General features: G+C 67.2%; 12 protein-coding genes. 6 read left to right on the top strand and 6 right to left on the bottom strand.

The features are described from left to right. Nucleotides 1-2: 2 nt before the first annotated feature. The 4 genes from VSO01S_RS11090 to VSO01S_RS11075 all read right to left on the bottom strand — a co-directional run bounded on the left by VSO01S_RS11090 (nucleotide 3) and on the right by VSO01S_RS11075 (nucleotide 6,054). Nucleotides 3-1,997: a patatin-like phospholipase domain-containing protein gene (locus VSO01S_RS11090; RefSeq protein WP_068642283.1), complete on the bottom strand. Its 1,995-nt coding sequence runs from the start codon at nucleotides 1,995-1,997 to the stop codon at nucleotides 3-5. A 149-nt stretch (nucleotides 1,998-2,146) separates the two neighbouring features. Beyond that, on the bottom strand, nucleotides 2,147-3,532 hold the full coding sequence (locus VSO01S_RS11085; protein ID WP_068642281.1) for an L-serine ammonia-lyase: 1,386 nt from the start codon (nucleotides 3,530-3,532) through the stop codon (nucleotides 2,147-2,149). A gap of 4 nt (nucleotides 3,533-3,536) precedes the next feature. Next, nucleotides 3,537-4,706 (bottom strand): M20 aminoacylase family protein, encoded by a 1,170-nt coding sequence (locus tag VSO01S_RS11080; RefSeq protein ID WP_068642279.1) that lies wholly within the window; start codon nucleotides 4,704-4,706, stop codon nucleotides 3,537-3,539. Nucleotides 4,707-4,728: 22 nt separating this feature from the next. Beyond that, nucleotides 4,729-6,054, bottom strand: coding sequence for a DUF3100 domain-containing protein (locus tag VSO01S_RS11075; RefSeq protein WP_373282889.1), 1,326 nt, complete (start codon nucleotides 6,052-6,054; stop codon nucleotides 4,729-4,731). A gap of 228 nt (nucleotides 6,055-6,282) precedes the next feature. On the opposite strand from VSO01S_RS11075, the gene VSO01S_RS11070 reads away from it, so the two are divergent. The 6 genes from VSO01S_RS11070 to phaP all read left to right on the top strand — a co-directional run bounded on the left by VSO01S_RS11070 (nucleotide 6,283) and on the right by phaP (nucleotide 13,353). Beyond that, a complete protein-coding gene (locus VSO01S_RS11070; RefSeq protein ID WP_068642275.1) occupies nucleotides 6,283-7,209 on the top strand; it encodes a LysR family transcriptional regulator in 927 nt (308 codons plus the stop codon). 122 nt (nucleotides 7,210-7,331) lie between these two features. Then, nucleotides 7,332-8,117: an esterase/lipase family protein gene (locus VSO01S_RS11065; protein ID WP_068642273.1), complete on the top strand. Its 786-nt coding sequence runs from the start codon at nucleotides 7,332-7,334 to the stop codon at nucleotides 8,115-8,117. Nucleotides 8,118-8,152: 35 nt separating this feature from the next. Next, entirely contained in the window at nucleotides 8,153-9,856 is a 1,704-nt protein-coding gene (locus VSO01S_RS11060; protein WP_068642272.1) for a long-chain-fatty-acid--CoA ligase, read from the top strand. Nucleotides 9,857-9,881: 25 nt separating this feature from the next. Continuing rightward, a complete protein-coding gene (locus VSO01S_RS11055) occupies nucleotides 9,882-11,489 on the top strand; it encodes a WS/DGAT/MGAT family O-acyltransferase (RefSeq protein ID WP_084241815.1) in 1,608 nt (535 codons plus the stop codon). 20 nt (nucleotides 11,490-11,509) lie between these two features. Beyond that, nucleotides 11,510-12,847 (top strand): MFS transporter, encoded by a 1,338-nt coding sequence (locus VSO01S_RS11050; RefSeq protein ID WP_068642270.1) that lies wholly within the window; start codon nucleotides 11,510-11,512, stop codon nucleotides 12,845-12,847. 44 nt (nucleotides 12,848-12,891) lie between these two features. Further along, nucleotides 12,892-13,353, top strand: a complete 462-nt coding sequence (gene phaP, locus VSO01S_RS11045) for a phasin family protein (protein ID WP_068642268.1) — start codon at nucleotides 12,892-12,894, stop codon at nucleotides 13,351-13,353. 912 nt (nucleotides 13,354-14,265) lie between these two features. On the opposite strand, the gene VSO01S_RS27105 is transcribed toward phaP, so the two are convergent. Both VSO01S_RS27105 and VSO01S_RS11040 read right to left on the bottom strand, forming a co-directional pair. Beyond that, the gene (locus tag VSO01S_RS27105) at nucleotides 14,266-14,628 is read right to left on the bottom strand and encodes a hypothetical protein (RefSeq protein WP_153305224.1); all 363 of its coding nucleotides are present in this window, start codon (nucleotides 14,626-14,628) and stop codon (nucleotides 14,266-14,268) included. A gap of 11 nt (nucleotides 14,629-14,639) precedes the next feature. Next, entirely contained in the window at nucleotides 14,640-16,781 is a 2,142-nt protein-coding gene (locus tag VSO01S_RS11040; protein ID WP_068642267.1) for a DUF637 domain-containing protein, read from the bottom strand. Nucleotides 16,782-16,810: the final 29 nt, after the last annotated feature.

Raw genomic sequence — 16,810 nt, 5'->3', positions numbered from 1 at the left:
GGCTACATGGGGGGTCGAATCCGAAGGTTGGGGCGTGGCGACGGCTTGTAGGGCTGTTCGCAGCGCGTGCCGTTGAGCGCTCGCTCGGCGTCGAGAAGCACGTCGAGCACACCTTCCAGCACGGCTGCCTGGGCGGGGAGCAACTGGCAGGTCGGGTCGGCCTGGCCCTGCCCCGGTCCTCGCTCGATCAGCGGCCCCTGCTCGCCTGCATCGCGGATCTGTTCGCGCAGCGGCGTGGCGTGCCGGTTCTGGCTGGCGGCCCAGCCCAGGCCCTTCAGAGTTTCCGACAGGCACCTTTGCAGGACGTTGAACCGAACCCAGCGGTGCTCGTTCCAGCCCTGGGCCATGCCGCCGGGCGTCGAGCCCCTGGAGAAGCGGGCGAGCAGCGTCTTGGCCGCCTCCACGCCGGTTTCGCCAAGGCAGCGAATCATGGACTCGGTCATCAGGATGTTGAGGCCGCCGATGCCGGGCCGCAGTCCCACGTTCACCACGCGGTCGCGCACGCCCGGCAGACGGGACAAGGTGGCATCGTTCCAGTCCTTCATGGTGCCGATCACCGCCGCGGCGAAGCCGAACAGGCGATCGCCTGCATGTTCCTCGTAGTCGAAGCCGTTCCAGCGGTCGTCGACGCCTTCACGGTGATCCTCGGGCAGCGAGATGGCATCGCGCATCACCTCTGCGCACTTCACTTCCCTTTGCGAGTCCGTCTTCTGCTTCCACGGAACTTCATGCAGCGCGATGCCGAAGGTCGGCCAGGCGGGCACCGGGCTGTCGAAGAGATGGATGGGGAAGTTGGCGCACAAGCCTCCATCCGAAAAAAGGCAGCGGCGGAAGCGGTGGGACTGGGTCGTCGTGTCCAGCGTCCACATCGGCACGGCCGTGAAGAGAACCGGAAAACTCACGCTCATGCGCGCCGCCACGACGATGGGCAACTGCTCGCGGGGCAATAGCCAGAGGGCCTCGTCCTCGGTCAGCTCGCACGCCGGCACATCGGCCCGGGCGGCGCCCTTGGGTCTTGCGCCGGCCGGCAGAACCACAGGCGTCGCTTCGTTGCAGCGGGTGGAATGCTTCTTCATGTGCGCGACCACCGCTTCAGGGAACAGCTTCAGCAGTTCGCAAGGCCGGAAGTACAGCGGCGGGTCGGCCTGCGGGTCGTCCGCCTCCTGCGGCAGGAGGTAGGGCCGCCCGTGCGTGATGTTGGCCGTGAACATCTTGAGCGTGATGGCGCTCGCGCCGCTGGCGGCGCAGTCGTTGATCACCTCCTTCGGCGACCCGGGTGCGCTGGCCAGGTCTGCAAAGGTCAGCGGGGCGTCGTGCGGCCTGTCGGCGATGTCCTGAATGAGTTCGTGAAGCCACACTGTCAGCGGTGCACGCGGCGCGCCCTCCACCTTGTCGGTTCCGCTGCACATGCCGAAGTCGTAGTCCACCACCCGCTTGAGGTCGTAGACAAGCACGCCGATCAGGGCGATCAGGCTCAGCAGCACCGCCGAAGCCACGAACGCAACGAAGGCCAGGCCGGAGACATGGTCCGTCAACAGCCCAACCGCGACCAGGGCCAGAACAAGACCGGCGGCAATGCAGAACCAGTAGGCTTTCAGGAACCCTCGGGCCAGCTCCGCAGGCTTGCCTGCCGGCGCCGCCACCCCAGGCACCAGCGCGGTGAAGATCCGCCGGTGCTGCCTCGCCGGCTGGAACAGCCACTCCAGCCCGGTCTTGCCGTCCACCTGGTTGGCGAGATCGTCGGTTTTGCGGGCCAGGAGGCGGAAGCCTTCACAGGAGCCATGGCGGCGCCTGTACTCGGCGGCGGCCGCGAGCGCCGCGGCGCCCCCGCCCGAGGACGATCCGCCGATGCTGTTGAACCTGTAGAACGAGGCCAGCGCAAAGATGGCCCCGGGATACGCAATGGCGCTGGTGACGCCGCCGGTGAGGATCAAGTCGCAGAAGCGATCCGGCGGCGCCAGGTCCTCGAACTCCGGCAGGGGCTCTGTTCGCGGCATGGATGCTCTCCTTCAGGCCGACGATCCGTTTCGACTCCCTGGAGCAATTCTCTCGCGTGCAAACCAAAGTTCGCGCCCGCATGGTACGGCGCCATGCCGCCAAATGCCGCCACCCATTTGGGGGATGAGGCGGGCCGCCCAAAGCCCTGTCAGCACTCCACCACGTTCACCGCCAGGCCGCCCAGCGACGTCTCCTTGTAGGTGGACTTCATGTCCGCGCCGGTCTGCTTCATGGTGCGGATCACCGCGTCCAGCGACACGCTGTGCGTGCCGTCGCCGCGCAGCGCCATGCGCGCGGCGTTGATGGCCTTCACGGCGCCCATGGCATTGCGCTCCACGCAGGGGATCTGCACCAGGCCGCCCACCGGGTCGCAGGTGAGGCCCAGGTTGTGCTCCATGCCGATCTCGGCCGCGTTCTCCACCTGCGCAGGCGTGGCGCCCTGCGCCGCCGCCAGCGCGCCGGCCGCCATGGAACAGGCCACGCCCACCTCGCCCTGGCAGCCGACCTCGGCGCCGGAGATCGACGCATTGGTCTTGTAGAGCATGCCGATGGCCGCGGCGGTGAGCAGGAACTCGATCACGCCGTCTTCGTTCGCACCGGGCACGAAGCGCATGTAGTAGTGCAGCACCGCGGGCACGATGCCGGCCGCGCCGTTGGTGGGCGCAGTGACCACGCGGCCGCCGGCGGCGTTTTCCTCGTTGACGGCCATCGCGAAGGCGTTGACCCAGTCGATGGCGGCCAGCGGGTCGTGCCCGGCCACGTCCTGCGACAGGCGCTGGTACAGGGCCGGCGCGCGCCGGCGCAGGTGCAGCGGGCCGGGCAAGGGCTGGCCGGCCTCGGCGTTGTCCTGGCCCAGGCCGCGCCGCGTGCAGTCCTGCATCACGCCCCAGATGCGCAGCAGGCGTTCTCGCACTTCGGCTTCGGGTCGCCAGGTGCATTCGTTGGCCATCACCAGCCTGGCAATCGAGCACCCGTGCGCCTTGGCCAGCGCCATCAGCTCGTCGCCGGTGCGAAAGGCGTAAGGCACCTCGGCTTCGTGCGGGCCGGCGCCGGGCGCCAGCGCCCCGCCCTCCACCACGAAGCCGCCGCCCACCGAGAAGTAGTGGCTCTCGCGCAGCAGCGCACCGGCCGCATCGAAGGCGGCCAGGCGCATCGCGTTGGGATGCTCGGGCAGCGAGCGTTCGCCCAGAAAGGCGATGTCCTGGCGCGGATCGAAGGCGATGGCGTGCGTGCCCAGCAGCGGCAATTGCCTGTCTCGCCGCACGGCCGCCAGCAGCGTGGCCGCGCGCGCCGGATCCACCGTGTCGGGCGCCTCGCCCAGCAGGCCCAGCAGCACGCCCTGGTCGGTGGCATGGCCGCGCCCGGTGGCGCCCAGCGAGCCGAACAGCTGCACGTCCACCCGGGCCGTGCGCTGCAGCAGCCCGCTGGCCTGCAGCGCCTGCGCGAACAGGAGCGCAGCGCGCATCGGCCCCACCGTGTGCGAGCTGGAGGGGCCGATGCCGATCTTGAAGATGTCGAAGACGGAAAGCATCAGCGCATCATGCCGCCGGAAGCTGCTGCTTGACCAGCGCCACCCAGTAGGCGGCCCCCAGGGGCAGGATGTTGTCGTTGAAGTCGTAGTAGGGGTTGTGCACCGGCGGGTCGTTGGCGCCCTCGCCCGCGCCGATGCCGATGTAGGCGCCGGGCCGCTTTTGCAGCATGAAGGCGAAGTCCTCCGAGCCCATGGCCGGCTTGATGTCGGTGTGCACCTTGTCCGCGCCCACCAGGCTGGCGGCGGCGGACACGGCGGCGGCCGTTTCTTCCGGCGTGTTGACCACGCCGGGGTAGCCGCGCATGTACTTCAGCGCAATGCGCGCGCCGTGCGTCTGGGCCACGCCCTCGCACACCTGGCGCATGGCGTTCTCGGTGCGGTCCTGCACGGCGGCGTCCAGCGTGCGCACGGTGCCGCGCAGCACCACTTCTTCCGGAATCACGTTCCAGGTGTCGCCGCCGTGGATCTGGGTGACGCTCACCACCGCCGATTCGGTGGCGCCGGTGCGGCGGCTCACGATGGTCTGCAGCGCGTTCACCAGCTGCGCGGCCACCACCACCGAGTCGATGCCGGTCTCGGGCATGGCGCCGTGCGCGCCCTTGCCGGTGATGGTGATCTCGAAGGTGTCGAGGAAGGCCGTCATGGTGCCCACGCGGATGGCGAACTGGCCGCGCGGCATCTGCGGGAAGTTGTGCATGCCGTACACCGCATCGGCGTGGAACTTGTCGAACAGGCCCTCTTCCACCATCACGCGCCCGCCGCCTTCGTTCTCTTCGCCCGGCTGGAACACGAAGTGCACCGTGCCGCGGAAAGGCTTGTGGCGCGACAGGTGCGCCGCCGCGCCCAGCAGCATGGCGGTGTGGCCGTCGTGGCCGCAGGCGTGCATCTTGCCCACGCACTTGGATGCATGGGCCTGCGAGCCCAGCTCCTGCATGTTCAGCGCGTCCAGGTCGGCGCGCAGGGCGATGCTGGGGCCCTCGCCGTTCTTCAGCGTGCCCACCACGCCGGTCACGGCCAGGCCGCGGTGCACCGGCAGGCCCATCAACTGCAGCGCATTGGCCACCACGTTGGCGGTGCGGTGCTCCTCGAAAGCCGTCTCGGGGTTGGCGTGGATGTCGCGGCGCCAGGCGACCATGCTCTGGCGGATGTCTTCGGAGATCTCGGGGTCGCGGTACATGTGCGGGGCTTTCCGTCAGGGGTCAGTGGAAGAATTCGGCGATCAGGGTGGCACCGAGGAAGGTGCCGGCGGTGGCTGTGAGCGACACCACCACGATGCGCCAGCCCAGCTGGCGGAACAGCGGCAGGTCCTTGGCCACCGAGAAGCCGGCCAGCGCGAGCACCGGCGTGGTGAAGGCCATGAAGTTGAGCTTGGAGGTGAGCGCCAGCACGGTGTCGCTGAAGGGCAGGAAGCCCGGAATGCCCACCATGGTGGCCACCACCGAGAGCACCAGCACCAGCGGCATGCGCGGCATCAGGCGCTTGAGCCCTTCCACCACGGCGACGATGGCCACCACCACCAGCATGCCTTCGAAGGACACCAGCAGCGGTACCTTGTAGGAGAGCAGGTTGCCGATCATCACGCCGCCGACCATGATGGCCCAGGCCAGGAAGGTGTCGACGGCCGGCAGGCTGTGCAGCGCCGGCGCGGCCTGGCCCATGTCGGGCGAGGCCTCGGCCACCGGGCGGCGGCCGCGCGGCGTGAGGCGGCCCAGCACCGGCTCGAGCTTGCCGTACAGCCACGAGCAGGCCGGCAGCGACAGGAACAGCGTGAAGTAGAAGCCCACCACCGAGGTCAGCAGGTTGGACGCGGCGGCAATGGCCGTGAGCTGCGGCACCATGTCGGCCGGCTGCTGCGCGGTGATGGCGCCCAGGCCGGCGGCCATCAGGCTGCCCGAGCCCACGCCGGCACCCATGGCCAGCGAGCGCGGATCGAAGATGCCCAGGCTGGTGACGAAGCCGGCCAGCACCGCGATGAACAAGGCGCCCAGCACGGTGCCGGTGATGTACTCGGCCAGCACGCCGCGGCCTTCGGGCGAGGCCATGCCGTACTTCTCGCCGATGATGACCAGGTTGCCCTCGCGGCCCACCGAGAAGGTGGCACCCACGGCCTCGCGCTTGATGCCCAGCAGCAGCGCCAGCGGCAGGCCCAGGGCCAGCGTGCCGAAGGCATGGCCGAACTCCTGGAAGAACAGCGCCCAGCCGGCCTGCTTGAGCATGGGCAGCGCGGCGCCCACCGTCAGCGACAGCTTCACCACGAACAGCAGCAGCGCGGCGTTGAGCATGCCGCCGGCCAGGCCCTGCAGGCCGGTGTCGATGCGGGCGGCGCCCGGAACCCGGCGCTGCGCCAGGCCGAAAGCAGCGGCGATGAGCAGCGCCCACAGCATGGGCAGCAGCACGACCTTGCCCGGCCCGAGCTTGAACTGGACGGCGCCGACCAGCTCGGCCAGGGCGACGACCACCAGCGTGACGACCAGCAGGCGCGCTCGCCCGGCGGTGGACGAATGGGCAGGCGCGGCAACGGCCATTGCCGCGGATTGGGGAGATGCGGGATTCATGGGGGCTTGTCTTCCTTGGGGATCGTTGTCAGGCGCATCGCAAAAGGGGCTGCGGCCGCCTGCACCTGGGGCCGGCCACACCGCCGGGGGCCGGCGCCTGCGAAGTCTCGCCAAGGAGAGCCATTGCATCAATGACCGGAACTTGGGATATTTGTTGCATGAAACGCAACACTCGAAGGAGCCGCCATGGCCAGCGGAATGGATGACCGGCTCGATGCCCGGCGCGTGCGCTACTTCATGCAGGTGGTGGACAGCGGCTCGGTGCGCGGCGCCGCGGAGCTGCTGGGCATGGACGCCTCGGCCGTCAGCCGCGCCATCGGCGTGCTCGAACGCGACTGCGGTACGCGCCTCTTGGAGCGGCACGGGCGCGGCGTGGTGCCCACCGACGCCGGCCAGCTGCTGGCCAGCTACCTGCGCCGCCAGCACAGCCAGAAGCAGCAGCTGCTGGCCGAGTTCGAAAGCATCCAGAAGGTGGAGCGCGGCCACATCGACATCGTGGCCGGCGAAGGCTTTGTCGACTGGCTCATGCGCCACAGCCTGCGCGAGTTCATGGCGCAGCACCCGGGCATCACGGTGGACCTGTCGGTGGGCAGCACCGACGACATCGTGCGCGGCATCGTGGACGAGCGCGCCCACATCGGCATGCTGTTCCAGCCGCCGCGCGACGAGCGGCTGCGCTCGCACCATTCGCACCCGCAGCCCATCCAGACGCTGGTGCTGGACAACCATCCGCTGGCCCGGCTCGACCGCCCGCTCAAGCTGGACGACCTGCTGCCCTACTCGGGCGCCACGCTGCACCGCAGCTTCGGCGTGCGCCAGCACATCGAGGCGGCCGAGATCAGCGAGGGCGTGCGGCTGAACACGCTGCTCACCACCAGCTCGTTCAATGCGGTGGGCCACTTCGTGGTGGCGGGCCTGGGCTATGCGCTGGGCACGCCCTTCTCGCTGCCCGGCTCGCTGGACACCGCGCGCGTGGTCGCGCTGCCGATGAAGAACCCGCTGCTGTCGCAAGGGCGCGTGCACGTGGTCTCGCGCCACGGGCGCGTGCTGCCGCCGGCCGCGGCCCGGCTGCTGCGCCAGATCGTGGCGGACGTCGGGGCACTGGCGCCGAGCAAGCGCAAGTAGGTACATCGTCGCCCGTCGCCTCTGCGACGGCACGTCCGCAAATCACCGCATTGCGGTCTCGGCGCACCTTTGCACGCCCGTCTCGCGCCTGAAAACTCTGCGCCACAACTCGTGGAGACGACATGCCCGATTCGGAAGAGAACATGGCGCCGCCATCGCGCAGCCTGCTGCTGCTCGAGGTTCGCGCCATCGCGGAGCTCAACGCCTTCTTCGCCATGGCGCCGCTGCTGCGGCTGGCACCGCGCGGCGACGGACACCCGGTGCTGGTGCTGCCCGGGCTGGCGGCCAGCGACACCTCCACCGCGCCGCTGCGCGCCTTCCTGAACGACCGCGGCTACAAGGCCCACGGCTGGAAGATGGGCCGCAACTTCGGCCCGCGCCCCGGCCGCCAGGACCAGATGCAGGCGCGCCTGGCCGAGCTCCATGAGCGCTACGGGCGCAAGGTCAGCCTGGTGGGCTGGAGCCTGGGCGGCGTCTTCGCCCGCGAGATGTCGCGCCGCGCGCCCGAGCAGGTGCGCAGCGTCATCACCCTGGGCAGCCCCTTCGCCGGCGCGCCGCATGCCAGCAACGCCTGGCAGCTCTACGAATTCGTGAGCGAGCAGAAGGTCGAAGACTGGCCCGAGCGCGAGCGCATGAAAACGCCGCCGCCCGTGCCCGCCACCGCCATCTACAGCCGCACCGACGGCATCGTGGCCTGGCAGGGCTGCCTGGAGCGGCCCAGCCCCACCACCGAGAACATCGAGGTCGAGGCCAGCCATTGCGGCCTGGGGCACCACCCCGCCGTGCTCTACGCCGTGGCCGACCGCCTGGCCCAGCCCGAGGGCAGCTGGCAGCCCTTCCACCGCGAAGGCCTGCGCCGGCTGGTCTACCCCGACCCGGGCCGCGACGACACGCGCGCCGCCGCCTGATCGCAAAAACAAACAACCAAGCAAGGAGACAAACCATGAATGCCATGCCATGGCTCGATTCCTATCCGGAGGGCGTGCGCTGGGACATCGAGATCGACCCCGCGCCGGTGCAGACCCTGCTCGACCAGACGGCGGGCAAGTGGCCGAACAAGCCCGCCGTCAACTTCATGGGCCGGCAGATCAGCTATGCCGAGCTGCTCGACCTGGCCAATCGCACGGCAGCGGGCCTGCAGAAGATCGGCGTGGGGCCCGGCGTGCACGTGGGCCTGTACCTGCCCAACTCGCCGCACTACCTCATCGCCATCTTCGCGGTGCTCAAGGCCGGCGGCACGGTGGTGAACTACTCGCCGCTGGACGCCGCCCAGGTGCTGGAGCACAAGATCGAGGACAGCCGCACCGACGTGCTCATCACGCTGGACATGGCCTCGCTCTTTCCGCAGATGGCGCACATGCTGGGCCACACGCGGCTCAAGAAGCTGGTGGTGGGCAGCCTGGCCGAGATGACCGGCGCGCCGCGCGAGGTGGCGGCCCAGATGAAGACCAAGGGCCAGCTGGCCGACGTGTGGTGGGACGACCCGCGCATCGTGCGCTTCGCGCAGTTGCAGGACAACGACGGGCGCTACACCGCACACCCCCTCGGCGACCCGCGCGAGGCGCTGGCCGTGCTGCAGTACACCGGCGGCACCACCGGCCTGCCCAAGGGCGCCATGCTCACGCATGCCAACCTGTGGTCGGCCTGCGCGCAGTACACGGCCAGCGTGAGCGGCCGTCCGCCCGTGCTGCTGGAGGGGCAGGAGCGCTTTCTGGCGGTGCTGCCGCCCTTCCACATCTTCGCGCTCACGGTGAACATGCTGCAGGGCGTGCGGCTGGCGGCCGAGCTGGTGATGCACCTGCGCTTCGACGCCGAGGCCGCGCTCAGGGACATTGCCGAGCTGCGCATCACCACCTTCTGCGGCGTTCCCACCATGTACACCGCGCTCATCGGGCATCCCATGGCCTGCGCGTACGACCTCACCTCGCTCAAGTACTGCGGCTCGGGCGGCGCGCCGCTGCCGCTGGAGGTGGCGCAGCGCTACCTCGAGGTGACGGGCTGCCCGCTCACCGAAGGCTGGGGCATGACGGAGACATCGCCCACCGGCACCTTCACGCCGGTGCACGGCATCCGCAAGGCGGGCTCGTGCGGCATGCCGCTGCCGCGCATCCAGATCCGCATGCTCTCGCTGGACGACCCCGCGCGCTACGTGGCGCTGGGCGAAATAGGCGAGATCTGCATCGGCGGCCCCAACGTGATGAAGGGCTACTGGAACCGCCCAGAAGCCACCGCCGAAGTCACCACCTTCGACGGACTGATGCGCACCGGCGACGTGGGCTACATGGACGAGGACGGCTTCGTCTTCATCGTCGACCGCTGCAAGGACATGCTGCTGTGCAGCGGCTACAACGTCTACCCGCGCGTGCTGGAAGAAGCCATCTACCAGCACCCGGCGGTGGCCGAGGTGGCCGTGATCGGCATTCCGGACGAGTACCGCGGCCAGTCGCCCAAGGCCTTCATGGCGCTGCGCGCCGGCGCCACCGCACCCAGCCTGCAGGAGCTGCAGGCCTTCCTCAAGGACAAGCTGGGCAAGCACGAGATGGTGCAGGCGCTGGAGATCCGCGTGGCCCTGCCCAAGACCCCCGTCGGAAAGATCTCCAAGAAGGACCTCGCCGACGAGGAAGCGCGCCGCGCCCCTGTCCATTGAAAGAACAAGCAGGAGACACCACGCCATGGAACACCTGAGCGGCATCGACGCATCCTTCCTGCACCTGGAAACACCCGAGACGCCCATGCACGTGGGCAGCCTCATGATCCTGGAGCTGCCCGAGGACTACGAGGGCGACTACTACGAAGACGTCAAGGCCATGATCGGCCGGCGCCTGCACATGGCCGCGGTGCTCTCGCGCAAGCTGGCGCCCATGCCCTTCGAGCTGGCCGAGCCGGTGTGGATCGACGACGACGACATCGACCTCGACTACCACGTGCGCAGCCTGACGCTGCGCCGCCCCGGCAACGAGGAGCAGCTGCACCACCTGATCGCGCGGCTGCATTCGAGCCTGCTCGATCGCAGCCGCCCGCTGTGGGAGATGTACGTGATCGAGGGCCTGCAGAACGGCCGCGTGGCCTTCTACACCAAGGCCCACCACAGCGGCGTGGACGGCAAGGCCGGCACCGAGCTGGCCAAGGTGCTCTACGACACCTCGCCCAAGATGCGCGAGGTGCCGCCGCCGCGCCGCAAGCGCAGCCAGCCGCATGGCAACGGCTACCAGCTGGGCGTGGTCGAGCTGCTGCAGGCGGCGGTGAACAACACGGCGCGCCAGTACCGCCGCCTGGCCGAGCTGCTGCCCACGGCCGCGCGCGCCCTCTCTACCGCGGGCACGGTGCTGGCCGCGCAGGAATCGGGGCTGCGCTCGGGCAAGCGCAGGCTCAACCTCGGCCTGGCGCCCAAGTGCGTGTTCAACGACTCCATCACCAACCAGCGCTCCTACAGCACGCTCACCCTGCCCTTCGACGAGCTCAAGGCCCTGGGCAAGCGCGTGGGCGGCACGGTCAACACCATCGTCATGGCCATGTGCAGCGAGGCGCTGCGCCGCTTCCTGAAAGAGCGCAACCTGCTGCCCAAGGAGGCGCTGATCGCCGGCGTGCCGGTGAGCCTGCGCGCCGAGGGGGACGACGCGATGAACAACCAGGTGTCCATCGTGCGGGTGGACCTGGCCACCGACATCGCCGACCCGGTGGAACGCTTCCAGGCCATCCATGCCTCGTCGGAAGCGGCCAAGGCGGTGGTGCGCGAGCTGCGCCCGGTGCTGGGGGTGGACGTGCCCATGACCGGCTCGCCCTGGTTCATGACCAGCCTGGCCTCGCTCTACGGCCGCTCCAACCTGGCGCGGCGGCTGCCGCCCATGGCCAACGTGCTGATCTCCAACGTGCCGGGGCCCGCCACCACGCTCTATGTGGCCGGCGCGCGCATGGACAGCTTCTATCCCGTGTCCATCCCGTACCACGGCAGCGCGGTGAACATCACGGTGCAGAGCTACGCCGGCAAGCTGGACTTCGGCATCACGGCCTGCCGGCGCATCCTGTCGCAGGAAGAGTCGTACGAGCTGATCGGGCACCTGCGCGCCGCGCTGGAACTGATCAAGGCGCTGCCGTCGGTCGAGCAGCAGCAGGAGCCGCCCGCAAAGGAAGAGCAGGCGCCGAACGCCGCGCGAAAAGCCGTCGCGAAGACCGTCACCAAGGCCACACCACCCCAGCCGCCCGCCCGCAAGGCCGCGCCGCGCAAGCGGGCCGCCGCGCCCCAAGCCTCGGCCCGCGCCAGCCGCAGCCGCACCGCCTGAAGAACCACGGAGACAACACGATGCACCATCACCACCCCGCGGCGCCGCAGGCCCACTACACCGCCGACGACGAGGCCCTCTTCTCCCGCATCAGCTGGCGCCTGCTGCCGCTGTTGATCGTGTGCTACGTGATCGCCTTTCTCGACCGCGTCAACATCGGCTTTGCGCAGCTGCAGATGAAGCAGACGCTGCCCTTCAGCGACGCGGCCTACGCCTTCGGCGCCGGGGTGTTCTTCATCGGCTACTTCCTGTTCGAGGTGCCCAGCAACCTGCTGCTGGAGAAGATCGGCGCGCGCAAGACGCTGCTGCGCATCATGTTCTGCTGGGGCATCGTGGCCTCGGCCATGATGTTCGTGGAGACCACCGGCATGTTCTACATCCTGCGCTTCCTGCTGGGCGCGCTGGAGGCCGGCTTCTTCCCCGGCATCATCCTGTACCTGACCTACTGGTACCCGGGCGCGCGGCGCGCCAAGGTCATTGCCGTGTTCATGACCGGCGCCACCATCGCCTACCTGCTGGCGGGGCCGCTGTGCGGCGCCATCCTCAAGTACATGGACGGCCTGATGGGCCACCACGGCTGGCAGTGGCTGTTCGTGGTGCAGGGCCTGCCGGCGAGCCTGCTGGGCATCTTCGCCTTCTACTACCTGAAGGACCGGCCCGAGGACGCACCCTGGCTCAGCCGCGCCGAGAAGGAGGCGCTGCGCGCGCACCTGGACAACGATGCGCATGCGGTGCAAGGCGCCTCGCACGGATCGCTCTGGGCGCTGCTGCGCGACCCCAAGGTCTACACCATGTCGCTGGTGTACTTCCTGATGCTGGGCGCCACCTACGTGCTGGTGTTCTGGTCGCCCACGCTCATCAAGAGCTGGGGCGTGAAGGACGTGTTCACCGTCGGGCTGCTGGCGGCCGTGGGCCCGGTGTTCGCGCTGGTCGGCATGGTGCTGATCGGCCGCAGTTCGGACCGGCACCTGGAGCGGCGCAAGCACTTCATGTTCTGCTGCGCGCTGGCCGCGCTGGGTGCGTTCATCGTCATCATGACCCAGGGCAACCTGGTGGCGTCGGTGGCCGGGCTGGCAGTGCTCACCGTGGGCCAATCGTCGGCCACGCCCATCCTGTTCGCGGCGCTGAGCGACTACATCCCGAAGAAGACGGCCGCCGGCGGTATTGCGCTCATCAGCAGCCTGGGCAACCTGGGGCCGGCCGTCATGCCTTCCGTGGTCGCCTTTCTCAATGCGCAGACGGGCACGCCCAGCTCGGGCATGTACCTGGTGATCGCGCTGTGGCTCGGCTCGGGCCTGCTCCTGCTGGCCGCCATCCGTCCGGCGCGGGCCAGCGCCGCGGGCCTGGTCCCAGCGTGACGGCCCCCTCACCTCAACCCTCGAGAAACCCAGAAAGGAAACCCATGGCCACATCAGCCAAGAAGACCGCCAGTTCGACTACCGCCGGCAACACCAACCCGCTGGGCGACATGCCCTCGCTCGAAGACCTGGGCAAGCTCGTGCAGAAGTTCAAGCTGCCCGGCGTGGACATCGACGCGCTGGTCGAATGGCAGCGCAAGGACATGGAGGCGCTGGCCGAAGCCAACCGCCAGTCGTATGAAGGCATGAAGGCCCTGGCGGCCCGCCGCAGCGAGATCCTGCGCGAATCGCTCGCCCAATGGCAGGAGGCGCTGAAGAACGCCGCCGGCCAGGACGCCGCCGCCCGCAATGCCGACGCCGCCAAGCGCGGCGTGCAGCAGGCCATGGACAACTTCCGCGAGCTGGCCGAGCTGGAGGCCCAGGCCCGCAGCAACAGCTGGAAGGTGGTGCAGGACCGCCTGCAGGAGAACATGGCCAACCTGCAGAAGCTGCTGCAGCCCAAGTAGGTTTTCCCCCGAGTCGCAAGGCCCCTCGGCCTGCCTTTGCCGGCCCCCGCTTCGGCGGTGCGGCCGGTTTTTTTGCGTTGGCCACTCCTCCGGCTCAGTGCGGTTCGGTCTGTCTAGCCTGAAAATCGGCCCCAGTGCACGTCCGCCTCATCGTCGATTTGCTCGGGTCGCAGCGCAAGGACGTTGACGCCGAAGCTCTTCAGACAATCTTTCGCAGCCTATCGCAATCCTGTCGTCGCGCACCAATTGAGTTGCCGATCTCATCTTTGGCACGCCAAACAGGTTCCTTCCATGGACCGCGACGGGAATACGGCTCCCTGTAGGAGTGATTCAGGTCTTCTCCGCCCCGATTAGAGGAAGGTTCGGCACTGGAGCAAATATTCCTACCTGCCAACGTGTGCTGGCTAAAGTCACTCGTCGGGGCGGCACTTGCGGGGTCGTTTTCTAAATGACTAAGGTTTGGGACGCGCCCACCCGGCTTGACTACTACGCCAACACGCCTGATTCGATAGCGCCGGGCAGACGTCCCCGCTCAGCCCCGGTCCTCGCCTAGTTGTGACGCACGCTTCTTATTGTTCGCTCGAAAAACCATGCCAAGGTAGAACCCAAGGGCGCAAATCGTGCCTCCGAGAACAAAAAGAGAATCTCTAACCCCCATCGTTCAAAGCAAAACCTATTGTCCCAATGGGAACTCCAATGATCGAAGCTCTATAGAGATTCTGAAATTTTCCGCGCCGGCGACGTTTCTTGTCTTCCATTACTCGCATTATTTCGTTGACCTCTGAAGCACGTCCGCCCTAAGCGCTCGCAGACATCAATGGGTGCCGCACTGCTCTTGAGGCCCTCAATGGATTTGAGATTGCGCCAATGCTTGCTTAGGATTTCTTGACATCCACGTTCGCAATACCCAATTCATAAAGGCGGCGTCCCACGTTTAATTTTCCTCCGAATTTTCCACCATTCAATTGTTGCAATAAATACTGCGCCACAAACCACCAGCCCAGACAATGCCATCCATGAGTAGAGAAAACCCGACCATCTCCAAATCAAAAAGCCAAATCCAAAAATGAATGCCAATGGAATTATTGACTGGAGTAGTGCGGAGATTATAAAAATATAGAGAATCTTTAGAAATCTATATTTTACTGATTTATCGTCCTCCCACGGCTTTCCAGTCCAAAACCAAAAATCTTGAGCAAACTCGGGATCGAGGCCTCTCCCCATAAAGGAAAAAAACAGATGATGCCACAATGGTCGACGATGAGACGATTTCATTTTGCCGTATCCTAATTCTCAAAAATCGGTCGAGTCCACCATGAGGAACCGGAATTTGGAATCTCTGTTCTATTCATCCAGCCGAAAGCCCCGTACCCCGCAAGCGTCCCAACAAATTGAGTTGCGGCAGTGTCGACGCTTACAGGAAAGATCGTATGCGGGAGCCCGGCGTTGTAGTTAATTAGCCTTCGCGATAGGCCCGCACCAACGTAACCTGCACCAAATGCTATGAGCGCCCCCGAGGGCGTGCTGTCTTGACGATTCAGCAAAAGATACATTCCAGTTGAAGTGGCTCCGCTCGTAAGCCCTCCTCCAAGGAGTTGTGAAGCCGTTAAAGCCTGAGCAGGAGCAACGCTCGACTGCCAGGCCCAAAGGGCACTTCCAGTGGGCTGCAGCGCATACGGCGCCACCAAGGCAAGCCCTGTGGCTGTACTCTGCGCAGCTTGCCCCGCAAACGCATCTTCCATCGGACTGCGAATCGGTCCAGCACTTGGATAGCCGTTCGGATAGTCACTCGTGGCAAACGTATTCCCGTAACCGTCTCTCACGACGGTGTTGCCGTACTCCGTGGCCTTTGCGGTCTCGGCACGGCACTGCGGCGTCGATGCTCCGCCTGCACAGGCCTCGTTCAACGCGTTCGCGCGATTGGCTGACACTTGCGCAAGCTCTTGCTTCGTGGTGCACGCTGCCGCATCCCCACCCGCGCATGCCTTGACGGCGTTCTCATAGCGTTCCTGCTCCGACAACGCGAGCAAGCTCGGCCGCCTGTGGTCGAGGTAATTATTCGCCGCCGCATTGCTGGCCATGGTGTTGCCAATGGCGACCTGTTCCGGGTCTCCACCCGTCAGCGACACGGCCAAGCCGCCAAACAGCCCCGCCAGGTACACCGTGTTCTGATCCGTCCACCCACGGGGCACGCCGTTGGTGCCCGAGCCGATCGCCTCGGCCATCATCTCGCCGATCGCCGCGCCGATGCCCCCGGCTGCACAGCCGCTGCCGCTGCCTGCGCTCATCGCACCGGTCGCGCATCCAGCCATCAAATGCGCCAGCTTGTTGGTCAGCTTGTTCAGCGGCTTGCCCTCACCGGTCAGGCCACCAATTTCATTGGCCGTGGTCGCCGCAATGGTGTTGACCAGCGCATTGATCAGCACCGTCTTCAACCCATCCTCGAAGCTGCCCCCGTTGATGGTGGAGTCGATCAGGGTACTGGCCCCCTGGATGCGCAGGTTGTTGATGAACTGATCCCCGAGCTGCTTGCCGCCCGCGCCCACGGTCTGCTCGCCCAGCGCGTTCAAGCCCATGCCGCCCAGAACGCCACCGGTGACGATGGCGGTGGCCAGGTTCTTGATGCTGTCGCTCTCACCCAGCTCCTTGAAGACCTTGCCCAGGTCGCCACCGTTGTTGAAGAAGGACACGCCCACCTGGCTTGAGAGGGCCAGCACACCCGCTTCGACAGCGCCGGCGGCGGCCGCCGAGATGGTCGAGCCGGTGGCGGTCAGGAAGACGCTGCCGTTGGCCAGGGCCACGCCCTCTCCAGCCGCTACCGCTGCGGCGTTGCCGGCCGTCGCACCCGCTGCCCCGGCCGCAAGCGCAGCCGCCGCAGCCACCATCACCGCCACCAGCGCCGCGCTCACCGGCCCCATGCCGCTTTGCCGGTACGCCCACTGCTCGTGCGCTTCCTTGACGCGCTGCCACTCGGCGCTGCCCGCCAGCTTGGGGTCGTTGGTGATCTTGCTCACCCAGCCCATGCCGGGCTGTTGGGCCAGGTCCTGCAGGTTGACGTTCTGGCCCACCTGCGCCTGGATGCCGCCCTGGGCGTTGATGTTCGTCTTGCCCGAGACGTTGAACTGGGTGTAGTTCAGCGTCTGATCGCTGCGGCCCTTGCCGCGCGCGCCCACGCTGGCGCTGGAGCCGTGCGTGACGTTCCAGCCTTCGCTGTCCTGGGTGGTGACGGCCGGCAGGATGAGCTTGCCCTTGGCGTCGATGTCCAGCGACTGGGCGTTGACGGTGACGGCGGCCAGCGTGGTGTCGCCGCCGCTCTGGATGGACACGTGCTGGCCATTCAGGGTGCTGCGGTTGACGCTTTCGTCCTGGCTGTAGGCGTCCAGGCTGAAGTAGTTCATGCCGCCGCCGCTGTGCTGGTATTCGGTCAAATTCACCTCCGCGACAGGATGTTGTTCAC

The organism is Variovorax soli NBRC 106424, from assembly GCF_001591385.1.
GTDB classification, from domain to species: domain Bacteria; phylum Pseudomonadota; class Gammaproteobacteria; order Burkholderiales; family Burkholderiaceae_C; genus Variovorax; species Variovorax soli.
This window is presented reverse-complemented; position numbering and strand designations above follow the sequence as displayed.

Excerpts from the sequence above, each read along its gene's own strand:
- VSO01S_RS11075 (WP_373282889.1), bottom strand. The coding sequence starts at position 6,054 with ATGGCCGTTGCCGCGCCTGCCCATTCGTCCACCGCCGGGCGAGCGCGC.
- phaP (WP_068642268.1), top strand. The coding sequence starts at position 12,892 with ATGGCCACATCAGCCAAGAAGACCGCCAGTTCGACTACCGCCGGCAAC.
- VSO01S_RS11080 (WP_068642279.1), bottom strand. The coding sequence starts at position 4,706 with ATGTACCGCGACCCCGAGATCTCCGAAGACATCCGCCAGAGCATGGTC.
- VSO01S_RS11055 (WP_084241815.1), top strand. The coding sequence starts at position 9,882 with ATGGAACACCTGAGCGGCATCGACGCATCCTTCCTGCACCTGGAAACA.
- VSO01S_RS11050 (WP_068642270.1), top strand. The coding sequence starts at position 11,510 with ATGCACCATCACCACCCCGCGGCGCCGCAGGCCCACTACACCGCCGAC.
- VSO01S_RS27105 (WP_153305224.1), bottom strand. The coding sequence starts at position 14,628 with ATGAAATCGTCTCATCGTCGACCATTGTGGCATCATCTGTTTTTTTCC.
- VSO01S_RS11090 (WP_068642283.1), bottom strand. The coding sequence starts at position 1,997 with ATGCCGCGAACAGAGCCCCTGCCGGAGTTCGAGGACCTGGCGCCGCCG.
- VSO01S_RS11065 (WP_068642273.1), top strand. The coding sequence starts at position 7,332 with ATGCCCGATTCGGAAGAGAACATGGCGCCGCCATCGCGCAGCCTGCTG.
- VSO01S_RS11060 (WP_068642272.1), top strand. The coding sequence starts at position 8,153 with ATGAATGCCATGCCATGGCTCGATTCCTATCCGGAGGGCGTGCGCTGG.
- VSO01S_RS11070 (WP_068642275.1), top strand. The coding sequence starts at position 6,283 with ATGGATGACCGGCTCGATGCCCGGCGCGTGCGCTACTTCATGCAGGTG.